Here is a 21,299-nt window from a genome sequence, read left to right as displayed (position 1 = left end):
GAGCGATGAAGCGCCGCGTCTGCCCGCGTTGCCTGGAGCCGCTGACCACCCCGGTGTGGCGGGACGCCGCCGGCGTCCCGCGCCGCCCGCCGGTGGAGCGGCGCACCCGCTGGCAGCGGCTGCTGGAGCCGCTGCGGGCCGAGCCGGCGCCGCCGCCCACCCCCCGGGACGCCGCCGTCGCGGCCGCCGCGAGCGTCAGCCCCACCTGCCCGAACGGCCACCGGCTGCCGCCGGACTACCTGGACCGCGCGACGATCGTCGTGGGCCTGGTCGGGCTGACCGGGGCGTCGAAGAGCACCTACCTGACGGTGCTCATCGACCTATTGCACGAGGGTGCGCTGGCCCCGCTCGGCATCTCGGTGGAGATGGACGAGGAGAGCGCGGCCCGGTTCGACGACTACCGCTACCGGCTCATGGTGCAGCGCCGCCAGCTGCCGCTGACCCTGCCGCTGCTCGGCCCCGGCAGCTCGCCGGAACCGTTCATGCTGGTGCTGCGCGGCACCGGCCGGGGCGGCGCCGAGCGGGCGGTCAACCTCGTCTTCTTCGACGCGTCCGGCGAGCAGCTGTACCGCGCCGAGGACATGGGCCAGTACGGCAAGTTCCTCTACGCGGCGTCCTCGGTGCTGGTGCTGCTCGCCCCCGGCGTCTTCCCGCGGCTGCGGCACCTGGCCGACCCGGGTGAGGAGTCGATGGGGCTGGCCCGGCACACCCAGATGGTGGTGAACCTGGCCAACCTGCTGCGCACGGCGCGCAACCTGCACCCGGACGCCCCGCTGGAGGGCGTCTCGGCGTCGGTCGTGGTCACCAAGGCCGACAAGCTGCGCGGCCTGCCCGACTTCCCGGCCGGTGCGCTGCGCGACACCGACCTGACCGCGATGCCGCTGCCGCACTGGTTCGCCGACGTGCGCGCCACCAGCTCCCGGCTGGTCGACTTCCTGGAGGTCAAGGGCGGCTCCAACCTGCTGACCGCGGTGCTCAACCGGCTGCCGCGGCCCACCGTGCACGCGGTGTCGGCCACGGGCGCCGACGCGCGAGACGGCGGCTACCCGGAGATCTCCCCCGTCGGGTGCCTGGACCCGCTGCTGGTGCTGCTGGCCCGCCACGGCTTCCTGTCCGCCGAGGGCCTGGACCCGGAGGAGGCCGGCTCGGCCGTGCGCGGCGAGTGGTTCGGATGAGCGCCCGGGCGTACGCGCAGGCGGTCTACACCTCCGCGCCGCGGACCCTGGAGGGCCCGGGCTTCGGCGTCTTCGCCCACTCCCCCGACTGGCCGGCCGAGGTCGGCCGCACCCGCAAGGCGCTGGGCGCGCTGGTCGGGTTCACCCCCGACGCGGGGGAGGCGTTCGGGCTGGTGCACCGCGGCACCGGCCGGCTGCTCTACCGCAAGGTGGCCGCCCGCGCCGACGGCTTCGGCCGGCCCGGCAACTACCTCGTGCACCTGCTGTGGGACGACGGCGACCGGCTGGGCCTGCGCGAGCTGCTGGCCCTGCGCCGCACCGGCCGGTTCCTGGACGCGCTCGACGCGGACGCCGTCCCCACCGCCGAGCTGCCGCCGCTGCGGGTGCCGCCGGCCGAGCGCACCGCGCCCGCACTCACCGCCGAGGACGTCGACGCCCTCACCCCGTTGCTGGCGCGGGTGCTGGCCGCGCTCGCCGCCGGCTCCGGCGGGTGCACCCTGCCGCGACGCACGCCGTCGGGCCGCGAGGTGGCCGACGTCGTCGCCGCGGTACTGCCGCGGGCGCTGACGTCGGGCGTCTCGCTGACCGCGGACCCGCAGGCCGACGACGGCGACACCGCCGCGGTGGCGGTGGTGCTGGGTTCCGGGCCGGCCGGCGCGACCGCGGGCCCGGCCGACACCGAGCGCGCGCGGTCGCTGCTGGCCGCCGCCAGCAAGGGCGACCTGCCGCCGGACCCGATCGGCGACCTGCGCCGGCTGGACGCCTGGCTGTTCGCCGACGAGTGGGCCGAGCAGGACGCCGCCGACCTGACCCCCGAGCAGGTGGCGTGCGTGCTGGAGTCCGACGGTGCCACGGGCTGGCTGGGCCGCGGGCACAACACGGCCGACGCGCTGGCGCTGGCCGCGGCCGAGCCGCCGGTGGCCACGGCGCTGCGGGCGTCGGTGCGCCGGTCGGCGGACGTGGCCGGGCGGGTGCGGTCCGAGGTGCTGGCCGCGCTGCTCGACGAGGTGTTCGACGGCGCCGACGGGCCCGCCGAGACCGCCGTGACCCTCGCCGGGCTCACCCAGGGCGACCTGTGCGCCGCGCTGGCCGAGGAGGTGGGCCGCGGCCGGCGGATCGCCCGCCTGGACCGCGCGGCCGGGCTGCTCGTCGAGCAGGCGCTCAGCCTCGGCGTCCGGCTGCCCCTGCTGCGGCTGACCGACGACCGGTGGGAGCTGGCCCTGCTGGCGTCCCGGCGACGGGTGGTCGGCGACGCGCTGGAGGCGCAGTGGCGCGCGGACGGCGGCGCCTTCGACGAGGAGCACCGCGCGCTGCTCGGGCACCTGCTGGTGGCCGACGTCCGCTGGCTGGGCCGGCTGGAGTCGCTCCTGCCGGCGTCCGCGCTGCCGCCGGTGCTGCGCTGGGCCGCGCTGCGCTTGGACGTCGCCGGGGTGGAGAAGCTCGCCGCCGCGGTGGCCACCGGCGGCACCGCCGGGCACGGGTGGGCGCTGCGCGAGGTGGTGTTCGGCTCGGAGCTGCCGGCGCGGGACGTCGACACGGTGCTGGGCCGGTCGCTGGCGCTGCTGCTGGTGGACGACGGCTGGCCCGCCGAGCTGGCCGAGTCCTTCGCCCGCAGCCGCGGCGCCGAGGACGACGTCCCGCGCCGACGCCGCCGCCGCGACTGACCCCGGGTCACCCCGCGGGGGGGGGGGGGGGGGGGGGGGGGCGGCGGGGCGGGGGGGCCGGGGCGCCGGGCGAGGGTGGGGGTGGCGCCCCCCCGCGCCGCCCCCCCCCCCCCCCCCCCCCCCCCCCCCCCCCCCCCCCCCCCCCCCCCCCCCCCCCCCCCCCCCCCCCCCCCCCCCCCCCACGCCGCCGCCGCGACTGACCCCGGGTCACCCCGCGGGAGCTCGTGCTCTGCCCACCCCTGCGGGGGCAGAGCACGAGCTCCCGGGGAGTGTGTCGCACCCCATCCCACCCCAGGGACTTTGGGCCTCGTCGCGGACGGTTCCCTCTCGTTAACGTCGGCCCCACGGGCCCCAAACGCGAGGAGAGCACGTGAGCCAGGCTGCGCAGGAACGCCCCCTCCACTCCGTCCCCGCCGGGGGTGGTGAGGACGTCGCCGCCGCGGCGCCGGTCGGCCGCCTCGGCGGGGTCGCCGCACTGCTCGGCCGGCCGCGGGCCATCGCGGCCGAGAGCGTGCAGCTCGGCAAGGACCTCGTCGAGATCGTGCGCGGCACCGACCGCATCGCGCCGAGCCCGCGGGACAAGCGCTTCACCGACCCGGCCTGGACGGACAACCCCGGCTACCGGCGGCTGGGCCAGGGCTACCTCGCGTGGGGGTCGGCGCTGCAGCGGCTGGTCGACCGCATGGAGGCCGACGGCGCGGACTGGCGCGAGGTGGAGCGGGCCCGGTTCACCATCAACGCGCTGACCAGCGCGGCGGCGCCCACCAACACACTGCTGGGCAACCCGGCGGCGCTCAAGCGGGCGCTGGAGACCGGCGGCGGCAGCGTCGTCCGCGGGACCAAGGCGCTGCTGGGCGACGTCCTGCACAACGGCGGCCTGCCCACCCAGACCGACCGCTCGGCGTACCGCGTCGGCCGCAACCTCGGCATCACCCCGGGTGCCGTGGTCTACCGCGACGACGTCATCGAGCTCATCCAGTACTCCCCGTCGACCGAGCGGGTCCGCGAGCGGCCGCTGGTCGTCGTCCCGCCGCCGATCGGCCGCTTCTACTTCCTGGACCTCGCCCCCGGCCGCAGCTTCGTGGAGCACGCCGTCGCCCAGGGCCTGCAGGTCTTCATGATCAGCTGGCGGAACCCGACGCGGAAGCAGGCGCACTGGGACCTCGACACCTACGCCGAGCGGATCCGCCGCGCGGTCGCGGTGGCCCGGCAGGTCACCGGCTCCCCCGACGTCAACACCATCGGGATCTGCGCCGGCGGGATCGTCCAGACCACGCTGCTCAACCACCTGGCCGCCGTCGGCGACGACAGCATCCACAGCGCCGCGTACGGCGTGACGCTGCTGGACTTCAACTCCCCGGCGCCGCTCGGCGCCTTCGCCGGACGCTCCACCGTCGGCCTGGCCCGGCGGCTGTCGCGCACCCGCGGGGTGATCCCGGCGCGGTCGATGGGCAGCGTCTTCACCTGGATGCGCCCCGACGACCTGGTGTTCGGCTACCTGGTCAACCAGTGGCTGATGGGCGAGGCGCCGCCGGCGTTCGACGTCCTGGAGTGGAACGCCGACGGCACCAACCTGCCGGCCGCGCTGCACGAGCAGTTCCTGCGCATCTTCCGGGAGAACACGCTGACCCGCCCGGGTGCGGAGACGGTGCTCGGCACCCCGGTCGACCTGGGTCGCATCACCGTGCCGACGTTCGTGGTCGGCGCCCTCACCGACCACATCACCCCGTGGAAGGGCACCTACCGCACCACCCACCTGATGTCGGGCCCGACCGAGTTCGTGCTCAGCTCCAGCGGCCACATCCAGAGCCTGGTCAACCCGCCGGGCAACCCGAAGATGAGCTACTGGACCGGCGGCCCGCTCGGCCCCGACCCCGAGGACTGGCGGGCCGGCGCGCAGCGGCACACCGGCAGCTGGTGGGAGCACTGGGCGGACTGGACGATCGCCCGGTCCGGCGACGAGGTGCCCGCGCCGCAGGAGCTGGGCAGCGAGGACCACCCGCCGCAGGAGGCGGCCCCCGGCCTCTACGTGCTGGACCGCGTGCCGGCCTGACGTCAGGCGCGGCCCAGGCCCACCATCGTGACGTCGTCGGCGTCCGGGGGGTCCAGCGCCGCGAGGACGTCGGCGAGCAGCGCCTCCGGGTCGCGGCCGGCCGTCGCCGCGGCCCGCAGCGCGTCCAGCCGCTCGGGCAGCGGGACGTCGCGGCGCTCCACCAGGCCGTCGCTGAACAGCAGCAGCCGGTCCTCGGCGTCCAGCTGCAGCCGCGCCTCGGGGTAGTCGGCCCGGTCGAGCAGGCCGAGGGCGGGGCCGCGGCCGGCGGTCACCAGCGTGGCCCCGCCGGCGGTGGCGTGCAGGACCGGCAGGTGCCCGGCGCTGGCGACGGCGACCGCGCCGGTGGCCGGGTCGACCTCCGCGACGACGGCGGTGGCCAGCTCCCCGGGCAGCAGGGCGGCCACCAGCGCGCCGAGGCCGGACAGGGCGGCGCCGGGGCCGGCGTCGCGCAGCAGGTGGGCCCGCAGCGCGTGCCGCAGCTGCGCGGTGATCGCCGCGGCGGTCAGACCGTGGCCCGCGACGTCCCCGATCACGACCGACACCCGGCCGCTGGGCAGCGGCACCAGGTCGTACCAGTCGCCGCCGACGACGTCCGCGGCGCTGGGCCGGTAGTGCGCGGCCAGCGCCAGCCCGGGCACCTTCGGCAGCTGCTCGAGCAGCAGCGTGCGCTGCAGGACGGCGGCCAGCCGGTTGTCCTCCCCCGCCCGCTGCAGCGCCGACCCGGCGAGGTGGGCCGTCAGCGCCTGCGCGGCGGCGACCTCGTGTGCGCGCCACGGCGTGGCCGTCCCGCGCACCGTCTCGCTCCAGGCGGCGAAGGAGCGGCGCGGGCTCAGTCGCGGCCCGGCGTCGGTCTCGACGGTCTTGGCGGTGTGCGGGTTGCCGCCCCAGGTGACCTCGCGCGGCGTCTCGGGTCGGAACCAGGCGAGGAAGTCCCCGCTGCCGCCGCCGATCTCCACGGCGAGCAGGCCGCTGGCGGTGTCCGCGACGTCGGCGGCGGCCGGGACGACCCGGCCCAGCGCGTCGGTGGCCGGCTCCCCAGTCGCGAGCAGGGCGGTGACCAGCCCGGGCACCCGGCCGGCCGGCGGGGTGCTGCCCAGCAGGTGCAGCCGCCCACCGAGCCGCACCGCGGCACCGGCGGCGGGCAGCAGGTCCAGCACCGTGACCCCGCCCCTGGTCAGCGCGGCGGCGGGGTCGCGCGGGGTGCGGCCGGCGGCGGCGACCAGCTGCGCCTGCCGCTGCGCCACGCCGACGACCTCGTCGCGGTCCACGGTCTCGACGGCGGTGTGCAGCAGCAGCGAGGCGGTGCGGGCCAGGAACTCCGCGGCGACGCGGTCGGCGTAGGAGGGGCGGTGCGGACCGGCGTAGTGGTGGCAGGAGACCAGGCCCCACAGCCGGCCGCGGTCGATCAGCGACACCGACATCGAGGCGACGACGCCCATGTTGGCCAGGTACTCCAGGTGCACCGGCGAGACGCTGCGCAGGACGGAGCCGGAGAGGTCCAGCGGGCGGCCGGTGGCCGGGTTCGCCGCCGGCGCCAGCGGCACCGGGCGGTAGCGGGCGTCGGGGATCAGCCGCTGCCAGTTCACCGCGTACAGGGCACGCGCCTGGGCGGGGATGTCGCTGGCCGGGTAGCGCAGACCGAGGAACGGCTCGAGGTCGGCGCGGCGGTCCTCGGCGACCACCTCGCCGTTCCACTCGGCGTCGAAGCGGTAGACCATCACTCGGTCGAAGCCGGTGAGCTCACGGACGTCGTGGGCCAGCACCGCGGTCAGCTCATCGAGGCCAGTGGTCGCCGACAGCCGCTGCAGCACCGCGGGCAGCCGGCGGTGCCAGCCCGCGCCGGCCTGCCCGGCGCCCTCGACCGGCTCCCACTCGGTGAGCAGCAGCCCGTCGGCGCGGTGGACGACGACGTCGAGCTCGACGCCGTCCACGGTGGCCCGCAGCGGGTTGAGCTCGGCGAGGTCCCCCGCCAGCCCCGCGCGCAGGCGGTCGAGGTCGGCGGGGCCCAGCAGCTCGGTCAGGGACGCCGGCGCGCGGCCGAGGAGGTCGGCGGCGTTGGCCGAGGCGACGACGACGGCGAGGTCGGGCTCAGTGACGGCCAGCAGCGCGCCGTGCGGCTGGATCGCACCGGGGACGGCGATCGGCTCGTCGGCGCAGCGGGCCAGGGCGTCGTCGGGGAGGGCGGGCTGGGGGACGGTCGACGTCACCGCCGCGACCCTACGGGCCGGCCGTTCCCTCGGTGAGCGAGGCCGACTCGACGATCGGCACGGAGGTCTGCAGCTCCAGGAGCTCGACGACCAGCCGCACGGGCCGGTTGTCACGCGGGCAGACCACCTGCAGCGCGACGTCGGCGGCCCGTGCCGCCCGCGCGAGGTGGACCAGCTGCCGGGCTCCGGAGGAGTCCAGGAACGTGGTCTCGGTCAGGTCGACGACCACGGAACGGGGCTGCTGGGACAGCAGTGACTCCGCTGCCGCACCGAGCTGCGGGGCGGTGGCGAGGTCGAGCTCGCCGCGTACTCTCAGCGCCGGTCGCCCGAGAACCGTCGTCCGTTCCACCTCGAACAGCACGGTTCGGTCCCCTCGTCGTCGTCGCCCTGCTACTGCAGGGTAAGGGCCATCGGGCACGGAGGGGGAACTCGGATGGACAGCGCACGGACGGACAGCCCTCGGATGGACGGCCCGGGATGGACATAGCCTTCACCGTCCGCCTGCCGGTGGACAGCACCAGCGTGCCCTTCGTGCGCGGGCTGTGCCGGCAGGCCCTGGAGCACCTGGGCGTGGAGCGGACCATCGTCGACGAGGTCACGCTGGCGCTCACCGAGGCGTGCGCCAACGTCGTCCACCACGCCGGGGAGCACGCCGAGTACGAGGTGCAGGTCGCCATCCACGACGCGATGTGCCGGATCAGCGTGTTCGACGACGGCGAGGGCTTCGACCCCGACGCGCTGCCCGAGGCCACCGACCGGGGGCCGCTGGACGGCGGCCGCGGCCTGCTGCTCATGCAGGCGCTGGTCGACCGGCTCGACTTCCGGCACGAGTCCGACGGCCGGCACCGGGTGACCCTGGAGAAGCGGCTGGCCTCTCCCCCGCCGCTGCGCCTCGTGGACCCGGGCTGAGCGCTGCGGACATGCACCTGCCGGGCTCGGTTCTGCAGGACCGCTACGAACTCCTCTCCCCCATCGCGACCGGCGGGATGGGGCAGGTCTGGCGTGCCCGCGACCTGGTCCTGGGCCGCACCGTCGCGGTCAAGGTGCTGCGCCCCGAGTACACCGGCGACACCGTCTTCCTCACCCGCTTCCGCACCGAGGCCCGGCTGTCGGCGGGGCTGGCGCACCCGAACATCGCCGTCCTGCACGACTACGGCGAGGTCGAGCCCGAGCTGGCCGGCGGCGACCGGCTGGTCTACCTCGTGATGGAGCTCGTCGACGGCGAGCCGCTCGCGGCGGTGCTGCAGCGGGAGCGCCGGCTGACCCCCGACCGGACGCTGGCGATCCTGCGCCAGGTGGCCGCAGGGCTGGCCGCCGCCCACGCGGCGGGCGTCGTACACCGGGACGTGAAGCCGGGCAACGTGCTCGTCGCCCCCGACGGCACCGTCAAGATCACCGACTTCGGCATCGCGTGGTCGGCGGCGAACGCGGCGGTCACCCGCACCGGCCACGTCGTCGGCACCGCCCAGTACCTGGCGCCGGAGCAGGTGCGGGGCGACAGGGCCGTCGCGGCCAGCGACGTCTACTCCTGGGGCATGGTGGCCTACGAGTGCCTGGCCGGCCGCCGGGCGGTCGACGGGCCCGACCCGGTCGACGTCGCCTTCCGGCAGCTGCGCGACACCCCGGACCCGCTGCCGGACGACGTCCCCGAGCCGGTGCGCCGGCTGGTCGAGCGCACCCTGGCCAAGGAGCCGGCCGACCGGATCCCGGACGGCGCGGCGCTGCTGGCCGCGGTGGACGACGTCGTCGCCGAGCACTCCCCGGGGCGGCACCGGGCGCCGCCGGCCGCGGCCGAGCCGGACCGCGCCGACACCCTGGTGATGCCGGCGGTCGGCCCGGAGCCGACGACGCGGGTGCTGCCCGCGGTGCCCGCCGCCGGCGCCGTGCCTGCTGCCGACGTCGGCCCGGTCCCGCCCGTGGCCGGCGCCCCCGAGGTGCACGACGAGGACGGCGGCCGGCCGCGGCGCCTGCTGGTGCCGCTGCTCGTGGCCCTCGTCGTGGTCGCCGCCGTCGCGGGCGCGGTGTTCCTCGCCGCGCGGAGTGGCGACCCGGCGCCCGCGAGCGCCACCACACCCCCGCCCGCCGCACCGACGACGTCCGCTCCCCCGACGACCCCGCCGGCGCCGCGCGTGGTGCAGGTGCGGCTGACCGCCGAGGAGTACGTGGGCAGGCCGGTGGCCCAGGTGCAGGCCGAGCTCACCGGGCTGGACCTCGTCGTGCAGTTGCGGCCGGTGCAGACGGCCGACGTCCCCGCCGGGCGGGTGATGGCGCTGGACCCGGTCGGCGAGGTGCCGGTGGGCACGACGATCGCCGTGACCCACGCGGTCGCCCCGCCGCCGCCACCGACGACCGCCGCGCCGACGACCGAGCCGCAGCCGACCGACGAGGACGGCGACGACGGTGAGCGCGACCGCCGCGGGAGGGACAAGGACAAGGACAAGGGCGACCGCGGGCGGGACTGACGGTCGTCGTCAGCCGTTCGCGGCGGCCAGCCGGGCCTCCCACTGGGCGCCGAGCGTGGCGCCCCACTCGCGGGCCCGCTGCTCCTCCCCGGCCAGCAGCGGCCCCTGCACCGAGGTGACGTAGAAGTGCTCGGCCGGGGCGACGATCCGGCAGTGCAGGTGGCGCAGCAGCTTCTCCTCGGTCCTCGAGGCGTGGTCGAGCTTCGTGACCACCTTGGGGTGGTCCATGCGGGTGTCGAAGGCGGCCGCGGCGATGGCCGGGCCGTCGATGTGCACCTCCTCCAGCCACTCGCGCAGGCCCGCCTGCGGGTCGACGTGCAGGCCGTAGTCGCGGTTGGCCCCCTCGCGGGTGGCGGGGCGGGCCATGCCGGTCACGTGGTTGGGACCGCCGACGACGAGCAGCCCGATCTCCGGGCCGAGGATCGTGGGGGCGTCCTGCGCGGCCGCCACCGTCACGGGCATCCGCGCGGACAGCCCGTCGGCGATCGCGCGGGCGATCGTGCGGCCGTCGCCGAACAGGGACTCGTGGACCACCAGTGCCGTCGTCATCGCTCTTCTCCTCCATCGGTCGTCGTCCCGATGCTGGCCCCGCGGGCGCGGCAGCGCGGCGTCCGGAGGTCCGTGGCGGACGGGACGGAGGTCCCCGGCCGGGGTAGGGCACCGCGGTGGAGAAGATCAGCGACCGCCTGCTGAACTGGGCGTCGATCCTGGAGCCGACCACGCGCCTGCAGGCCGAGCGGACGGCGTCGATGCCGTTCGTCAAGCCACACATGGCGCTCATGCCCGACGCGCACCTGGGCAAGGGGGCGACGGTCGGGTCGGTGATCCCGACCGACGGCGCGATCATCCCGGCGGCGGTGGGGGTGGACATCGGGTGCGGGATGAACGCCGTCCGCACCCAGTTCACCGGCGACGACGTGCGCGGCCGGAACCTGTCGGTGCTGCACGAGCAGATCTCGCGGGCGGTCCCGCTGTCGGCCGGGCGCTACAACAAGAAGCTGCGCGAGTCGGCGGCCGCGCGGGTCGCCGAGCTGCGAGACCTGCCCGGGGTGGCGCAGGCCGACGGCGTCGCGCACAACTGGCCGCTGCAGCTGGGGTCGCTCGGCTCGGGCAACCACTTCATCGAGGTGTCGCTGGACGAGGCCGACCGGGTGTGGCTGTTCCTGCACTCGGGTTCGCGCGGGGTGGGCAACCGGCTGGCGTCCAAGCACATCCGGGTGGCGCAGGACATCGCCCGGGCCCGCAGGCTCGACCTCCCCGACCGCGACCTCGCCTACCTCGAGGAGGGGACGCCGGAGTTCGACGCCTACGTCGAGGCGCTGCACTGGGCGCAGCGGTTCGCCTCCCTCAACCGCGCGGAGATGATGGACCGCGTCGCCGAGCAGGTCTCGCGGTTCCTGACCACCGAGGTCGAGCGTCAGGTGGAGATCTCCTGCCACCACAACTACACCGAGCGCGAGGAGCACTACGGCCGCTCGGTGTGGCTCTCGCGCAAGGGTGCGATCTCCGCGCGGCGGGGGCAGGACGGGCTGATCCCGGGCTCCATGGGGACGGCGTCCTACGTCGTCGTCGGCAAGGGCAACCCGGAGTCGCTGATGTCGGCGCCGCACGGGGCGGGGCGCAACCACTCCCGCGGCCAGGCGCGGCGGCTGTTCACCCGGGCCGACCTCGACCGGCGCATGACGGGCATCGCCTGGGGCCGCTCCGACGCGTTCCTCGACGAGCACCCGGACGCGTACAAGCCGGTGGACGTCGTCATGGCCGACGCCGCCGATCTGGTCGAGATCCGGCACACGCTCCGGCAGATCGTCAACGTGAAGGGCGACTGAGCGCTCCAGGCGGCACCTCCTCCTGCGGGAGCTCGTGCTCTGCCCACCACCGTGGGCAGAGCACGAGCTCCCGCATACGGAGTTCCGTGTCGAGACGCCGTCCTAGATGCCGGCCCCGCCACCACAGGAGAAGCCGCCTCCGCCGCCGCTTGCGAAGCCGCTGCCCCCCGTTTGTTGGTCGGCCTCGGTTCGTTGGTCAGCCACGGCTCTGACTCCGACGCTCTCGTCGCGATGGGTCAGCACGGTCGTGTCCCCTGGCATCAAGACGATCGTGTCGAGGCACACGTCCCAGAGGACGAACGAACCGTCTCTGGAGCCCAGCAGATAGAAGCCCACCGCCCTCGGTGACTCCAGATCAGTCCCCCGACGTGGCGGCGACGCGTCTGCGGGAACGGAGACCTCCACGTCCACGGTCGGCCAGGACACGAGCCTGACCAGAGGAGGCGGGGCGATGACCGGAATGTCCTGGCTCTGCTGGACCGCCGCACTGGCATCACGGATGAGGGTGCGACCTGTCGACACGCCGGTGTGGTACGCCACCACCAGTCCACCGGCGAACACGAGCGTCGCCAGCGTCAGAGACAGGCCCCGATGTCCTGTGGTGTAGCCCCAGAACAGGAATCCTGCGACCACGACGAGATCGAGTGAGGTCCACAGCAAGAGAAGGACCTGCCGTTCAGTGCCGACCGTCAAGGGTGCGATGACCAGGCCCAGGAACGCGCTGATCACGACCGCGGCCACGCCGATGCGGATGAGCGCGATCCTGCTGCGCCGCTTCGCGAAGAACCACGACGCCTGCGCATGGAAGAACAGCCCGATCATGAGGACCAGACCCGTCACCATCACGGCAGCCGTCCCGGCCTGGGTGATGACCATCGTGTAGTCCAGTCCGATCTCTTCGGGCCGGAGACCGAACTGCTCGTAGAACCCGATGTGCGCGGACCACGCCTGGACGAAGATCCCGAGACCGACGCTCACGAGCGCTGCGGGGATGACGACGGACAGGCGCTCGGTCCACTGAGGTAGTACGTCGGCCCGCCTGGGCGCGGCGATCCACTCCACGAGTCCCTGACGCGCAGAGCCCACGTCAGGATCGTCGCAGAACCGGCTCGCCCGGCGCCCGGGCTCGAGCGTCGGGATGGACGTGCGGCGCCGGCCTCAGCCGCTCCAGCCGCCGCCGGCCAGCCAGGCCGGCAGGTCGCGCAGGCCCGGTGCCAGGGCGCGGGTCGCCGCGACGTCCGCGCGATAGGCGGGCGGGTGCGCGAACCAGGCGAACATCGCCCGGGAGTCCTCGTCGAGGCCGTCCAGCGGCAGCGCCTCGTAGCGGCCCGGCCGCCCGGCGCGCTCGCCGAAGGCCGCGGCGATCTGCTCGCCGGTCCGCTCGTCGCCGCCGATCTCGATGCTGCCGCCGGGCACCCGCGAGGGGTCCACGAGCACGGCGGCGGTGACCGCGCCGATGTCGGCGACGGCGATCATCTGCAGCGGCACACCGGCCGGCAGCGGCATCCGGACGACGACCTCGGCGCCGTCGGCCGCCACCATCCACGGCAGGTTCTCCATGAAGAACACGGGCCGCACGATCGTCGCCGGCAGGCCGAGGATCGCGATGTGCTCCTCGACGCGGCGCTTGCTCTCGAAGTGCGGGATGCCGGTGGACCGCTCCGCGCCGCCGACGGAGGTGAACACCAGGTGCTCGACGCTGGCGTCGGCGGCCGCGTCGGCCAGCGCGATCCCCTGGGCCACCTCCACCTCCGGGCCGCCCGCGCCGAACGGGGTCGTCATCGCGAACACCCGCTGGGCGCCGCGGAACGCCGTCCGGAGGCTCGCCGGGTCCTGCAGGTCGGCGCGCACCAGCTCGGCGCCGCGGTCGGCGAGGTCGTGGGCCTTCGCCGGGTCGCGGACCAGCGCGCGGACCCGGGCGCCGGCGTCCAGCAGCGCGCGGGCGGTGGCGCCGCCCTGCTGTCCGGTGGCTCCGACGACGGCGATCACGGGGTCGGGCATGCGGTACTCCTCCAGGGGGTCGGGTCCCCCTAGGGTGCCCGACCATGGCAGAGCGGCAGCTCAGGACGGTCCTGGAGGGCGGCGGGTTCTTCGAGGGCCCGCGCTGGCACGAGGGCACCTGGTGGGTGTCGGACTTCTACCGCCACACGGTCAGCCGGGTGGCCGCCGACGGCGCGGAGACGGTCGTGGTCGAGGTGGAGCAGCAGCCGTCGGGGCTCGGCTGGCTGCCCGACGGCTCGCTGGTGGTCGTGTCGATGAAGGACCGCCGCGTGCTCCGGTACGCCGACGGGTCGCTCAGCACGTACGCCGACCTCGCCCGGCACTGCGGGGGGCACCTCAACGACCTCGTCGTGGACGCGCAGGGGCACGTGTTCGTCGGCGACTTCGGCTTCGACCTGATGGGCGGCGGCGCGGCGGCGACCGCGTCGCTCAAGCGGGTCGACCCGGACGGCACGGTCAGCGTCGCCGCCGACGGGCTGCAGTTCCCGAACGGCTCGGTGATCACCCCGGACGGCGGCACGCTGGTCGTCGGCGAGACGCTGGGCAACCGGTACACCGCCTTCGACCTGGGCGCCGACGGGTCGCTGACCAACCGGCGGGTCTGGGCGTCGCTGGGCCCCGAGGTCACCGGGACGACGGTCGACGAGGTGCTCGGTCAGCTGGTGGTCGCCCCGGACGGCTGCGCGCTGGACGCCGAGGGCCTGATCTGGGCCGCCGACGCGGTGGGCGGCCGGCTGGTGCGGGTGGCCGAGGGCGGGCGGGTGGTCGACGAGATCTCCGCGCCGTCCGGGCTCGGGGTGTACGCCTGCATGCTCGGCGGGGACGACGGCCGCACGCTGCTGATGTGCTGCGCGCCGGACTTCTACGAGCACAACCGCGCGCCGGTGCGCGAGGCGGTGCTGCTGGCGACCGAGGTCGACGTCCCCCACGCCGGCCGGCCGTAGTCAGGCGGACGTCCGCCGGCTGTCCCGCTCCTCCGGCTGACCGGGGGTCAGCTCCCGGTGGCGCCGGGAGGCGGCTCCGCCGGGCGCGGCTGCCCGTCACTGCCGGGCACACTGGGGTCGACGGTCCCCATGGTGCCGCCCTGGGCTGCGCGCGGCTCCTCCTGCTGCGACGGCGGCCCGACCAGGTCGGGTTCCTCGCGCTCGCCCGGGTTGCCGCCGGTGGCCTCGTTGGCGCCCCCGTAGGGGCGGCCGGTCATGTTGCCCTCTGTCATCTCCGGACCTCCTCGTCCTGGGTGCGGGGGTGGGTACCCGGGGCGGGCGGCGCTCACGCGGGGGCGAGGACGCGGACCGGGGAGCCGGCGAGGAAGGCGGCGACGTCCTCGACGGCGTCGCGGAAGAACACCTCGTAGGTGGCGCGGGTGACGTAGCCGAGGTGCGGGTGGAGGACGGTGTTCGGCGCGGTCCGGATCGGGGCGTCGGCGGGCAGCGGCTCCCGGTCGTGGACGTCGACGCCTGCCCCGGCGATGCGGCCGTCGCGCAGGGCCCGGACGAGGGCGGCCTCGTCGACGATCGGGCCGCGCGAGGTGTTGACCAGGATCGCGGTCGGCTTCATCCGGGCGAGCTCGGCGGCGCAGGTCAGAGCATGCGGCAACGGCCCCTGCCCGGGGATCCGGGAGGGGCCGCTGCCGGGCGGTGGATCAGTAGCCGCGGCCCCGGCCGTAGCCCTTGCCGCCGCCCTTCTGCTTGGCCTGGTAGTCGGCGATGAACTTCTTGATCTTCGCCTGGTTCTCCGGCTTGCGGGCCTCCTGGATGACCTTCGCCGCGATCCCCGACGCCACGAGCTTCCGGATCATGCCGGCCATGTGGTTCCTCCTCGGTTGGTTGCGTTGATCGTGCCCGCCCAACGGCCCGGCCAACCACCGAGGTTCCCGTGGCGATACGTGGGGTCGTCCCTACGGACGGTCAGGGCACTCCGCATGGGGTCCAACTGCCCTTGACTTCGCTGACCTGCCCAATTGCCAGCAGCGACGGGACCTTGGTCCCGGTGTCCGACGTGGTGGGACTGCGTGTCGCGCGCGTGTCGGCCCGCGTCTCGCCCGGGCGCCCTCGCGCCGGCGCTCGCCCGGCGTGGCCGCGCGCGTGCGTCTAGCGTCCTCTGCGGTCCCGACGGGCCCCCGTTGCCGAAACCGTGGCGACACCCGTCGGACCCCGCCGAACAGGGGCGTGGCCACTGCCGCGCCCGGACCGGGGACCCACCGAAGCACAGGGGTGAAACACGGCCTGTTGCCGTGCCGGGCGACCTCCCGCCCGAACCCGACAGCTAACCCGGTAGGCGGACGGATGGAACAGGAGAACCGTCGTCGATGACGACTGCCCGCACGTCCTCAGCCCGTCGCACCATCCGTGGGATCGCGGTCGCCGCGATCGCCGGCGCCGGGATCGCCCTCACACCCGCCACCGCCTCGGCCGCCCCGGACACCACCGCCGTGTCGGCCGCGGCGGTCGCCAGCCCGGCGGCGCAGAGCGCCGTGAACACCGCACTCGCCCAGGTGGGCGATCCCTACCGCTGGGGCGCCTCCGGCCCCAACGCGTTCGACTGCTCCGGCCTGACCTCGTTCGCCTACCGGGCGGCCGGCGTCGGGCTCCCGCGCACCGCCCGGGCGCAGTCCGGCGCCGGGGTGGCGGTCTCCCGCGACAACCTGCAGCCAGGTGACCTGCTGTTCTTCTACCGCCCCGTCTCGCACGTCGCGATGTACATCGGCAACGGCAAGATGGTGCACGCCTTGCGGCCGGGGCAGCCGGTGAGGGTCGACAACGTGAGCTACATGCCGAGTTACGCCGGCGCCCGCCGCATCGCCTGACCTGCTCTGCCGGTGTCCTGTCGCTAGTGGCGGCAGGGCACCGGCGGCTGGTCGGCCGGCTGCAGCGAGAAGACCGAGCCGGCGTCGCGCGGCCAGGAGTGCAGGAACAGCAGTCCGAGGCGGGTGTTGACGAACGCCTCGGGTCCCGCCTCGCGGACCAGGTCCGCCAGGTGGCCGGTGTCGTGGTTGCGGTGCCGCTGCAGCTCGTCGCCGACGGCCAGCGTGACGACGTCCCCGACGGCACCCATCACGACGACCGGCTGCCAGTGGGCGTCGTCGGCCTGCGCCAGCCGGACGTGCGCCGGGTGCGGGGCGTGGCCGCGGGCGAGGCGGCGGCAGGGAATCGGCGTCTCGACGCGGCTCGAACCCGGGTGTGACTCGAGGTGGTCGGACACTGGCTCCCCCTGGTTCCGTGCTCCACCGGACGACCGGCGGACAGTCAGCGAACCACCTCGCTGCCCCGCTCGCCGGGGTGCCGAACGTCCCGGACGGCGAAGTCGCCCGTGTGGGTGCCCGCTCTGCCGTCGAGGTGACGGACGGCGACGGGTCAGCCGGGCGCGACGCCAGGAAGGGGCCGCGCTCGGGTACGACGGTGGCCATGGCCGCGAGTGGAGACGTGCCGATCCTGCTGCTGGACGTCGACGGCGTGCTCAACGCGGCCTGCAGGGACCTCCCCGAGGGCTGGCGACGCGGGACGTTCAACGGCTTCGTGCTGTCGTGGGACCCGACGGTCACCGCCCGGCTGCGCGAGCTGCACGAGTCGGGCCGGGTGGAGATCCAGTGGCTGACGACCTGGGCCTGCGACGCCGACCGGCTGCTGGCCGAGCCGATGGGGCTCCCGCGCGGGCTGAGGGTGCACGCCCGGGAGGGGGCCGCGCCCACCGGCTTCCGCGGGCCGCTCGGGAGGGCGACGGACTGGTGGAAGCTGGCCTGTGCCCGCGTCGTCGCCGAGGCCGAGCCGGGACGACGCATCGTCTGGATCGACGACGACCTCGCCGAGCAGGCCGCCGACACCGGCGAGTGGCTGGCCGCCCACCCGCACGTGCTGGTGGTCGCACCGACCCTGGGCGTCGGGCTCACGCACGCCCAGCTCGACGAGATCGAGGCGTGGCTGTGAGGTTCGGCTACGAGACGCGGACGAAGTCGCGGCCGTTCCAGTGCCACCGCACGGTGATCGGGATGGACGGGCCCTCGGCACGGTTGTCCTCCGGCGCGTAGGCCCACATCCCGGCCACGATGTCGCCGTCCCGGACCGACAGCGCGGTCGGGTCGTAGAGCGGCGTCAGGACCGTCGACTCCTGCAGCGTGCGCGGGCTGGGCAGGACCGCGAGCCGTTCCCCGTCGGCGGCGAACACCTGGACCTCGTCGAGGATCCCGTTGGACGGCTGCGGGGAGCACTGCAGCAGCACGACCGTGTCGGGCTCGCCGTCCCCGTCGACGTCACCACTCGCGCTGGCCACGAAACGGACGTCGTAGTACTCGTAGTACGGGCTCCGGCTCGCGTCGGCGGGCACACGCGCGGCCCCGCCGTCGAGGTCCGCCCGGAAGCCGCCCGGGACGATCCCGTCGCAGGTCACGCTGTACATGGCGTCGGACCAGTCGGGCGCCGGTTCCGGGGAGGGCCCGGGCTCGGCCCCGCTGCCCCCGGCAGCGGCGCACCCGGCGAGCAGGCACGCCGCGAGGCCGGCCGGTGCTCGCAGCAGCCGGCCCGGCGCGGTCCACGATCCGGACATCGGCGATCACCTCGGCTGCGGAGGGCGCGGAGCTCCCTCCGGACAGGGAGGGTCCCACGGTGCGGCCGTCGTCGGGGGCTGTCGGCGAGTGGCGGTCGGGGCAGTCTGTCCCCGTGGACGTCCCGCGCTGGCCCCGTCCCCCAGGCGCAGGTCCGGTCGTGGCGCTCGGCAAGCTGGTGGCCGACCAGGTGCTGGAGCTGTCCGGACCGCTGGTGACCGGCGGGCAGCAGCGGGTGGTGCGGACGACGTCCGCGGGCGGCGCACCGGCCAACGTGACGGCGAACCTCGCGCGGCTGGGGATGCCGGCGCGACTGGCCGGCTGGGCGGGTGCGGACCCGGTAGCCGACGGGCTGCTCGCGCGGCTGGCCGAGCGTGGGGTCGAGACGGCGGTGGTGCGCCGCGGCCGGACGCCGCTGACGACGGTGCTGGTCCACCTGGACGGCGAGCGCACGCTGCTCGCCGACCGCGGGGAGGGCGGGCTGGAGCCGGCCGACCTCCGCCGCGAGTGGGTGGCCGACGCGGCCGTCCTCTACCTGGACGGCTACGATCTGCTGCGCTTCCCCGTCGCGCTGCGGGCCGCGGCGTCGCTGGCGCACGACGCCGGGGTGCCGGTCAGCGTCGACGTCGCCGCGGCGACCCGGATCCGCGAGTCGGGCGTGGAGGAGTACGGCGAACTGCTGGCCGGGCTGCGACCCGACGTCCTGTTCGCCAACGCCGCCGAGGCGTCGGTGCTGGGGCTGGACGGCGGCCTGCCCGCGTGGGCGCCGGGGCTCAGGCTGGTGCACGCCGGTGACCGGCCGACGCGGGTGCTGACCCGTTCCGGGACGGCGGAGGTGCCGGTCGAGCCCCTGGCGTCGGTGCGGGACACGACCGGCTGCGGGGACGCCTTCGCCGCCGGCGTGCTGGCCGGCTGGTGCGCCGGGGAGTCGGTGCTGGACGCCGTCCGCAGGGGGCACGCGGCGGCCGCGGTGGTCGCCGGCGTGGTGGGCGCACAGCCGCCGTCCTGATCCGTCGAGCGTGGTATCACAAGCGATACCATCCGATCGTGGCCATGACCCTGCGCCTGGACGACCAGGAGACCGAAGCCCTCCGCCGCCGGGCCGAGTTCGAGGGCCGGTCGATGCAGGACGTCGCGCGGCAGGCGGTCCGCGACTACATCGAGCGGAACAGCAAGCGCGAGCTCCTGGACCGCGTGCTCGACGAGGAACTCCCCCGCTATGCCGAGGCGCTGGAGCGTCTCGGCCAGTGATCTTCCTGGACGTCGACGACCTCCTGCACGTCGCCGGGCGAGCGATCGGCGAGGTCGACCTGCGAGACGTCGGTCTGCTGGACTCCGCTGCGGCCCGACCGCGGTCCACCGCGTTCGGCGAGGACGCCTACCCCACCATCCACGAGAAGGCAGCGGCCCTGCTGCACTCGCTCGCACGGAACCACCCGCTCGTGGACGGCAACAAGCGACTCTCACTGGCCGCGACCATCGCCTTCTACGGCGTCAACGGCCTGCGACTGACGCTGTCGAACGACGAGGCGTACGACCTCGCCATCGCGGTCGCGTCCGGAGAACTGGACGACATCGAGCCGATCGCCGAGCGCCTGCGCTCGGGCACGGCTCCTCGGCGGTGACCGCTCGGCGTCACACGGCGAGCAGGCGGTGGACGAACTGGATGGCGATGGAGCCCTCGCCGACCGCGGAGGCCACGCGCTTGACCGACCCGTGCCGGACGTCGCCGGCCGCGAGCACCCCGGGCACGCAGGTCTCCAGCGGCATGGGTCGGCGTCCCAGCGCCCGGACGGCGTCGTCGCTCAGGTCGGGCCCGGTGAGGACGAAACCGGCGTCGTCGCGGGCGACCGCCGGTGGCAGCCACTCGGTGTGCGGCCGCGCGCCGATCATCAGGAACAGCGCGTAGGCGGGCACCGTCTCTCGCTCACCGGTCCCGCGGTCACGCAGCACCAGGTGCTCCAGGCGGCCGTCGCCACCGCCGTCGACGACCTCGGTCGACGTCCGGACCTCGATGTTCGGCGTCTCCTCGACCTGGCGGACGAGGTAGTGCGACATCCCGGCGGCGAGGCTCGCGGCCCGGACCACGAGGGTGACGCGCTTGGCGTAGTGGGCCAGGTGGAGGGCGGCCTGCCCGGCGGAGTTCGCGCCGCCGACGATGTAGACCTCCTCCCCCGCGACCAGCGGCGCCTCGGAGGCCGCGGCGCCGTAGTAGACGCCGGCGCCGCGCAGCTCCTCGAGCGACTCGACGCCGAGGCGGCGGTAGTTCGCCCCCGTCGCGAGGACGACCGCGCGGGCCACCACGACCCCGCCGGTGTTGAGGGTCAGGACGACGCCGTCGTCCTCCCGGGCGAGGTCCGTGACCGTCTGCATGAAGGCGAAGCGGGCGCCGAAGACCCAGGCCTGCTGGTAGGCGCGGCGGGCGAGGTCGGCACCGCTGAGTCCCCTCGGGAAGCCGAGGTAGTTGCGGATCGACGAGCTCGCCGTGGCCTGCCCGCCGATGCTGCCCGAGTCGATGACGACGGTGCGCAGCCCCTCGGAGGCGCCGTAGACCGCTGCTGACAGGCCGGCCGGGCCGCAGCCGACGATCACGAGGTCGTAGCGGTCCCCCGCGGGATCGATCGTCTCCCCCGCCGACCGGGCGATGTCCATGTCGGTGGGGTCCTCCATGACCCGACCGTCGGGCATGACGAGCAGCGGCAGCCGCTTGTCCAGCCCGGCGTCGGCGAGGATGGCGCGGCCCTCCTCGGAGCCGGCCAGGCAGAACCGGTGCGGCATGGCGCAGCGCCCGAGGACGTCCCGCAGCTCGTACGCGCGTCCGGACCAGGTCTCGCCGACGACGTCGATCGTGTGGGGCGCTCGGCGGCGCGCCTCGGCCCACGCGAGCAGGAAGCTCGAGACCGCCTGGTGGAACTGCTCGTCGGGCGGCGCCGCCGGTCGCATCACCCACTGGTCGATGCGGCCGCGGGCGATCGCCTCGAACACGGCGTCGCCAGTGGCCGGGTCGCCGACACGGGCCCACGGGAGGAGCAGCCCGCGCTGGGCGTGCGGGAACAGCCCCGGGACGTCGGCCAGGAACTCGGTGCCCGGTGTGCCTGCGAGTGTCTCCCCGGCGAGCACCAGGGCGACCTCCTCGCCGGCCGCGGCGAGCTCGTCCAGCGTGCGGCGCGCCTCGTCGGGCGAGCTCAGGCAGCAGACGCGGTAGTCCGACGCGTACCGGTTGCGCAGCTCGCGCTCGACGTCGGCCAGCAGGGCGGGGTCGTCGTCGACCGCGACCAGCAACGGAGCGCTCGCCATGCCCCGTCACCGTAGGAACGGGCACGGCACGGGACCAGGTTCGAAGGTCACCTGCCGGACAGGCGCGACCCTCG

General features: G+C 75.3%; 23 protein-coding genes and 1 riboswitch. Of the genes, 12 read left to right on the top strand and 11 right to left on the bottom strand.

Features of this window, described 5'->3' with window-relative positions; all coding sequences use genetic code 11:
* Window positions 1–5 precede the first annotated feature (5 nt).
* The 3 genes from ACI784_RS11285 to ACI784_RS11275 all read left to right on the top strand — a co-directional run bounded on the left by ACI784_RS11285 (window position 6) and on the right by ACI784_RS11275 (window position 4,892).
* Entirely contained in the window at window positions 6–1,175 is a 1,170-nt protein-coding gene (locus ACI784_RS11285) for a TRAFAC clade GTPase domain-containing protein (RefSeq protein WP_456923934.1), read from the top strand.
* Window positions 1,172–2,839: a GAP1-N2 domain-containing protein gene (locus ACI784_RS11280; protein ID WP_457013533.1), complete on the top strand. Its 1,668-nt coding sequence runs from the start codon at window positions 1,172–1,174 to the stop codon at window positions 2,837–2,839. Before ACI784_RS11285 ends, ACI784_RS11280 begins: the two co-directional genes overlap by 4 nt.
* A 370-nt stretch (window positions 2,840–3,209) precedes the next feature.
* The gene (locus ACI784_RS11275; protein ID WP_457013532.1) at window positions 3,210–4,892 is read left to right on the top strand and encodes a PHA/PHB synthase family protein; all 1,683 of its coding nucleotides are present in this window, start codon (window positions 3,210–3,212) and stop codon (window positions 4,890–4,892) included.
* 2 nt (window positions 4,893–4,894) lie between these two features.
* Here ACI784_RS11275 and ACI784_RS11270 read toward each other — a convergent pair whose 3' ends face one another.
* Together ACI784_RS11270 and ACI784_RS11265 are read right to left on the bottom strand one after the other, a co-directional pair.
* Window positions 4,895–7,099, bottom strand: a complete 2,205-nt coding sequence (locus ACI784_RS11270) for a SpoIIE family protein phosphatase (RefSeq protein WP_457013531.1) — start codon at window positions 7,097–7,099, stop codon at window positions 4,895–4,897.
* A gap of 10 nt (window positions 7,100–7,109) precedes the next feature.
* Entirely contained in the window at window positions 7,110–7,460 is a 351-nt protein-coding gene (locus ACI784_RS11265) for an STAS domain-containing protein (RefSeq protein WP_457013530.1), read from the bottom strand.
* Window positions 7,461–7,576: 116 nt separating this feature from the next.
* Between ACI784_RS11265 and ACI784_RS11260 the strand changes: the two genes are divergently transcribed.
* A complete protein-coding gene (locus ACI784_RS11260) occupies window positions 7,577–8,008 on the top strand; it encodes an ATP-binding protein (protein ID WP_456923939.1) in 432 nt (143 codons plus the stop codon).
* An 11-nt stretch (window positions 8,009–8,019) separates the two neighbouring features.
* Window positions 8,020–9,561, top strand: coding sequence for a protein kinase domain-containing protein (locus tag ACI784_RS11255; protein WP_457013529.1), 1,542 nt, complete (start codon window positions 8,020–8,022; stop codon window positions 9,559–9,561).
* Between the two features lie 9 nt (window positions 9,562–9,570).
* On the opposite strand, the gene ACI784_RS11250 is transcribed toward ACI784_RS11255, so the two are convergent.
* Window positions 9,571–10,110, bottom strand: coding sequence for a hypothetical protein (locus ACI784_RS11250; protein WP_456923941.1), 540 nt, complete (start codon window positions 10,108–10,110; stop codon window positions 9,571–9,573).
* A gap of 116 nt (window positions 10,111–10,226) precedes the next feature.
* Here ACI784_RS11250 and ACI784_RS11245 point away from each other — a divergent pair, with 116 nt between their 5' ends.
* On the top strand, window positions 10,227–11,390 hold the full coding sequence (locus ACI784_RS11245; protein ID WP_457013528.1) for an RtcB family protein: 1,164 nt from the start codon (window positions 10,227–10,229) through the stop codon (window positions 11,388–11,390).
* A gap of 102 nt (window positions 11,391–11,492) precedes the next feature.
* Here ACI784_RS11245 and ACI784_RS11240 read toward each other — a convergent pair whose 3' ends face one another.
* On the bottom strand, window positions 11,493–12,452 hold the full coding sequence (locus tag ACI784_RS11240; RefSeq protein WP_457013527.1) for a hypothetical protein: 960 nt from the start codon (window positions 12,450–12,452) through the stop codon (window positions 11,493–11,495).
* Window positions 12,453–12,548: 96 nt separating this feature from the next.
* Window positions 12,549–13,391, bottom strand: a complete 843-nt coding sequence (locus tag ACI784_RS11235; protein ID WP_457013526.1) for an NmrA/HSCARG family protein — start codon at window positions 13,389–13,391, stop codon at window positions 12,549–12,551.
* Window positions 13,392–13,435: 44 nt separating this feature from the next.
* Here ACI784_RS11235 and ACI784_RS11230 point away from each other — a divergent pair, with 44 nt between their 5' ends.
* Window positions 13,436–14,335 carry an SMP-30/gluconolactonase/LRE family protein gene (locus ACI784_RS11230; protein WP_457013525.1) on the top strand — a complete coding sequence of 300 codons (900 nt, stop codon included), beginning with the start codon at window positions 13,436–13,438 and terminating at the stop codon, window positions 14,333–14,335.
* A gap of 47 nt (window positions 14,336–14,382) precedes the next feature.
* Here ACI784_RS11230 and ACI784_RS11225 read toward each other — a convergent pair whose 3' ends face one another.
* Genes ACI784_RS11225 through ACI784_RS11215 form a run of 3 tightly spaced genes read right to left on the bottom strand, consistent with a single transcriptional unit; the run spans window position 14,383 to window position 15,198 of the window.
* The gene (locus tag ACI784_RS11225) at window positions 14,383–14,607 is read right to left on the bottom strand and encodes a hypothetical protein (RefSeq protein WP_456923947.1); all 225 of its coding nucleotides are present in this window, start codon (window positions 14,605–14,607) and stop codon (window positions 14,383–14,385) included.
* Window positions 14,608–14,660: 53 nt separating this feature from the next.
* Entirely contained in the window at window positions 14,661–14,987 is a 327-nt protein-coding gene (locus tag ACI784_RS11220) for an NAD(P)-dependent oxidoreductase (protein WP_457013524.1), read from the bottom strand.
* A gap of 46 nt (window positions 14,988–15,033) precedes the next feature.
* Complete coding sequence (locus ACI784_RS11215; RefSeq protein ID WP_456923948.1) at window positions 15,034–15,198, bottom strand: hypothetical protein; 165 nt, start codon at window positions 15,196–15,198, stop codon at window positions 15,034–15,036.
* A 359-nt stretch (window positions 15,199–15,557) separates the two neighbouring features.
* Window positions 15,558–15,684, top strand: a riboswitch (cyclic di-AMP (ydaO/yuaA leader).
* 15 nt (window positions 15,685–15,699) lie between these two features.
* On the opposite strand from ACI784_RS11215, the gene ACI784_RS11210 reads away from it, so the two are divergent.
* Window positions 15,700–16,197 carry a C40 family peptidase gene (locus tag ACI784_RS11210; protein ID WP_457013523.1) on the top strand — a complete coding sequence of 166 codons (498 nt, stop codon included), beginning with the start codon at window positions 15,700–15,702 and terminating at the stop codon, window positions 16,195–16,197.
* A 23-nt stretch (window positions 16,198–16,220) separates the two neighbouring features.
* On the opposite strand, the gene ACI784_RS11205 is transcribed toward ACI784_RS11210, so the two are convergent.
* Window positions 16,221–16,592, bottom strand: a complete 372-nt coding sequence (locus tag ACI784_RS11205; RefSeq protein WP_457013522.1) for a hypothetical protein — start codon at window positions 16,590–16,592, stop codon at window positions 16,221–16,223.
* 203 nt (window positions 16,593–16,795) lie between these two features.
* On the opposite strand from ACI784_RS11205, the gene ACI784_RS11200 reads away from it, so the two are divergent.
* Window positions 16,796–17,314, top strand: coding sequence for an HAD domain-containing protein (locus ACI784_RS11200; RefSeq protein ID WP_457013521.1), 519 nt, complete (start codon window positions 16,796–16,798; stop codon window positions 17,312–17,314).
* A 7-nt stretch (window positions 17,315–17,321) separates the two neighbouring features.
* Here the strand turns inward: ACI784_RS11200 and ACI784_RS11195 are convergent, their stop codons facing one another.
* Window positions 17,322–17,930, bottom strand: a complete 609-nt coding sequence (locus ACI784_RS11195; RefSeq protein WP_457013520.1) for a hypothetical protein — start codon at window positions 17,928–17,930, stop codon at window positions 17,322–17,324.
* A 158-nt stretch (window positions 17,931–18,088) separates the two neighbouring features.
* Between ACI784_RS11195 and ACI784_RS11190 the strand changes: the two genes are divergently transcribed.
* The 3 genes from ACI784_RS11190 to ACI784_RS11180 are packed head-to-tail and all read left to right on the top strand — an operon-like array spanning window position 18,089 to window position 19,553.
* Complete coding sequence (locus ACI784_RS11190) at window positions 18,089–18,937, top strand: carbohydrate kinase family protein (protein WP_457013519.1); 849 nt, start codon at window positions 18,089–18,091, stop codon at window positions 18,935–18,937.
* A gap of 44 nt (window positions 18,938–18,981) precedes the next feature.
* Window positions 18,982–19,179 (top strand): ribbon-helix-helix protein, CopG family, encoded by a 198-nt coding sequence (locus tag ACI784_RS11185; protein WP_457013545.1) that lies wholly within the window; start codon window positions 18,982–18,984, stop codon window positions 19,177–19,179.
* The gene (locus ACI784_RS11180) at window positions 19,176–19,553 is read left to right on the top strand and encodes a type II toxin-antitoxin system death-on-curing family toxin (protein WP_457013518.1); all 378 of its coding nucleotides are present in this window, start codon (window positions 19,176–19,178) and stop codon (window positions 19,551–19,553) included. The genes ACI784_RS11185 and ACI784_RS11180 overlap by 4 nt, the downstream gene beginning before the upstream one ends.
* Before the next feature lie 10 nt (window positions 19,554–19,563).
* On the opposite strand, the gene ACI784_RS11175 is transcribed toward ACI784_RS11180, so the two are convergent.
* Window positions 19,564–21,225 (bottom strand): FAD-dependent oxidoreductase, encoded by a 1,662-nt coding sequence (locus ACI784_RS11175; protein ID WP_457013517.1) that lies wholly within the window; start codon window positions 21,223–21,225, stop codon window positions 19,564–19,566.
* Window positions 21,226–21,299: the final 74 nt, after the last annotated feature.

The sequence above is a fragment of the Geodermatophilus sp. SYSU D01186 genome (assembly GCF_054050215.1).
Note: the sequence above shows the minus strand (reverse complement) of the source record. Positions and strands in the feature narration are given on the sequence as shown.

Coding starts and splice junctions, on each gene's coding strand:
- ACI784_RS11285 (WP_456923934.1), top strand. CDS start 6: ATGAAGCGCCGCGTCTGCCCGCGTTGCCTGGAGCCGCTGACCACCCCG.
- ACI784_RS11280 (WP_457013533.1), top strand. CDS start 1,172: ATGAGCGCCCGGGCGTACGCGCAGGCGGTCTACACCTCCGCGCCGCGG.
- ACI784_RS11260 (WP_456923939.1), top strand. CDS start 7,577: ATGGACATAGCCTTCACCGTCCGCCTGCCGGTGGACAGCACCAGCGTG.
- ACI784_RS11255 (WP_457013529.1), top strand. CDS start 8,020: ATGCACCTGCCGGGCTCGGTTCTGCAGGACCGCTACGAACTCCTCTCC.
- ACI784_RS11250 (WP_456923941.1), bottom strand. CDS start 10,110: ATGACGACGGCACTGGTGGTCCACGAGTCCCTGTTCGGCGACGGCCGC.
- ACI784_RS11235 (WP_457013526.1), bottom strand. CDS start 13,391: ATGCCCGACCCCGTGATCGCCGTCGTCGGAGCCACCGGACAGCAGGGC.
- ACI784_RS11230 (WP_457013525.1), top strand. CDS start 13,436: ATGGCAGAGCGGCAGCTCAGGACGGTCCTGGAGGGCGGCGGGTTCTTC.
- ACI784_RS11225 (WP_456923947.1), bottom strand. CDS start 14,607: ATGACAGAGGGCAACATGACCGGCCGCCCCTACGGGGGCGCCAACGAG.
- ACI784_RS11215 (WP_456923948.1), bottom strand. CDS start 15,198: ATGGCCGGCATGATCCGGAAGCTCGTGGCGTCGGGGATCGCGGCGAAG.
- ACI784_RS11210 (WP_457013523.1), top strand. CDS start 15,700: ATGACGACTGCCCGCACGTCCTCAGCCCGTCGCACCATCCGTGGGATC.
- ACI784_RS11200 (WP_457013521.1), top strand. CDS start 16,796: ATGGCCGCGAGTGGAGACGTGCCGATCCTGCTGCTGGACGTCGACGGC.
- ACI784_RS11195 (WP_457013520.1), bottom strand. CDS start 17,930: ATGTCCGGATCGTGGACCGCGCCGGGCCGGCTGCTGCGAGCACCGGCC.
- ACI784_RS11185 (WP_457013545.1), top strand. CDS start 18,982: ATGACCCTGCGCCTGGACGACCAGGAGACCGAAGCCCTCCGCCGCCGG.
- ACI784_RS11175 (WP_457013517.1), bottom strand. CDS start 21,225: ATGGCGAGCGCTCCGTTGCTGGTCGCGGTCGACGACGACCCCGCCCTG.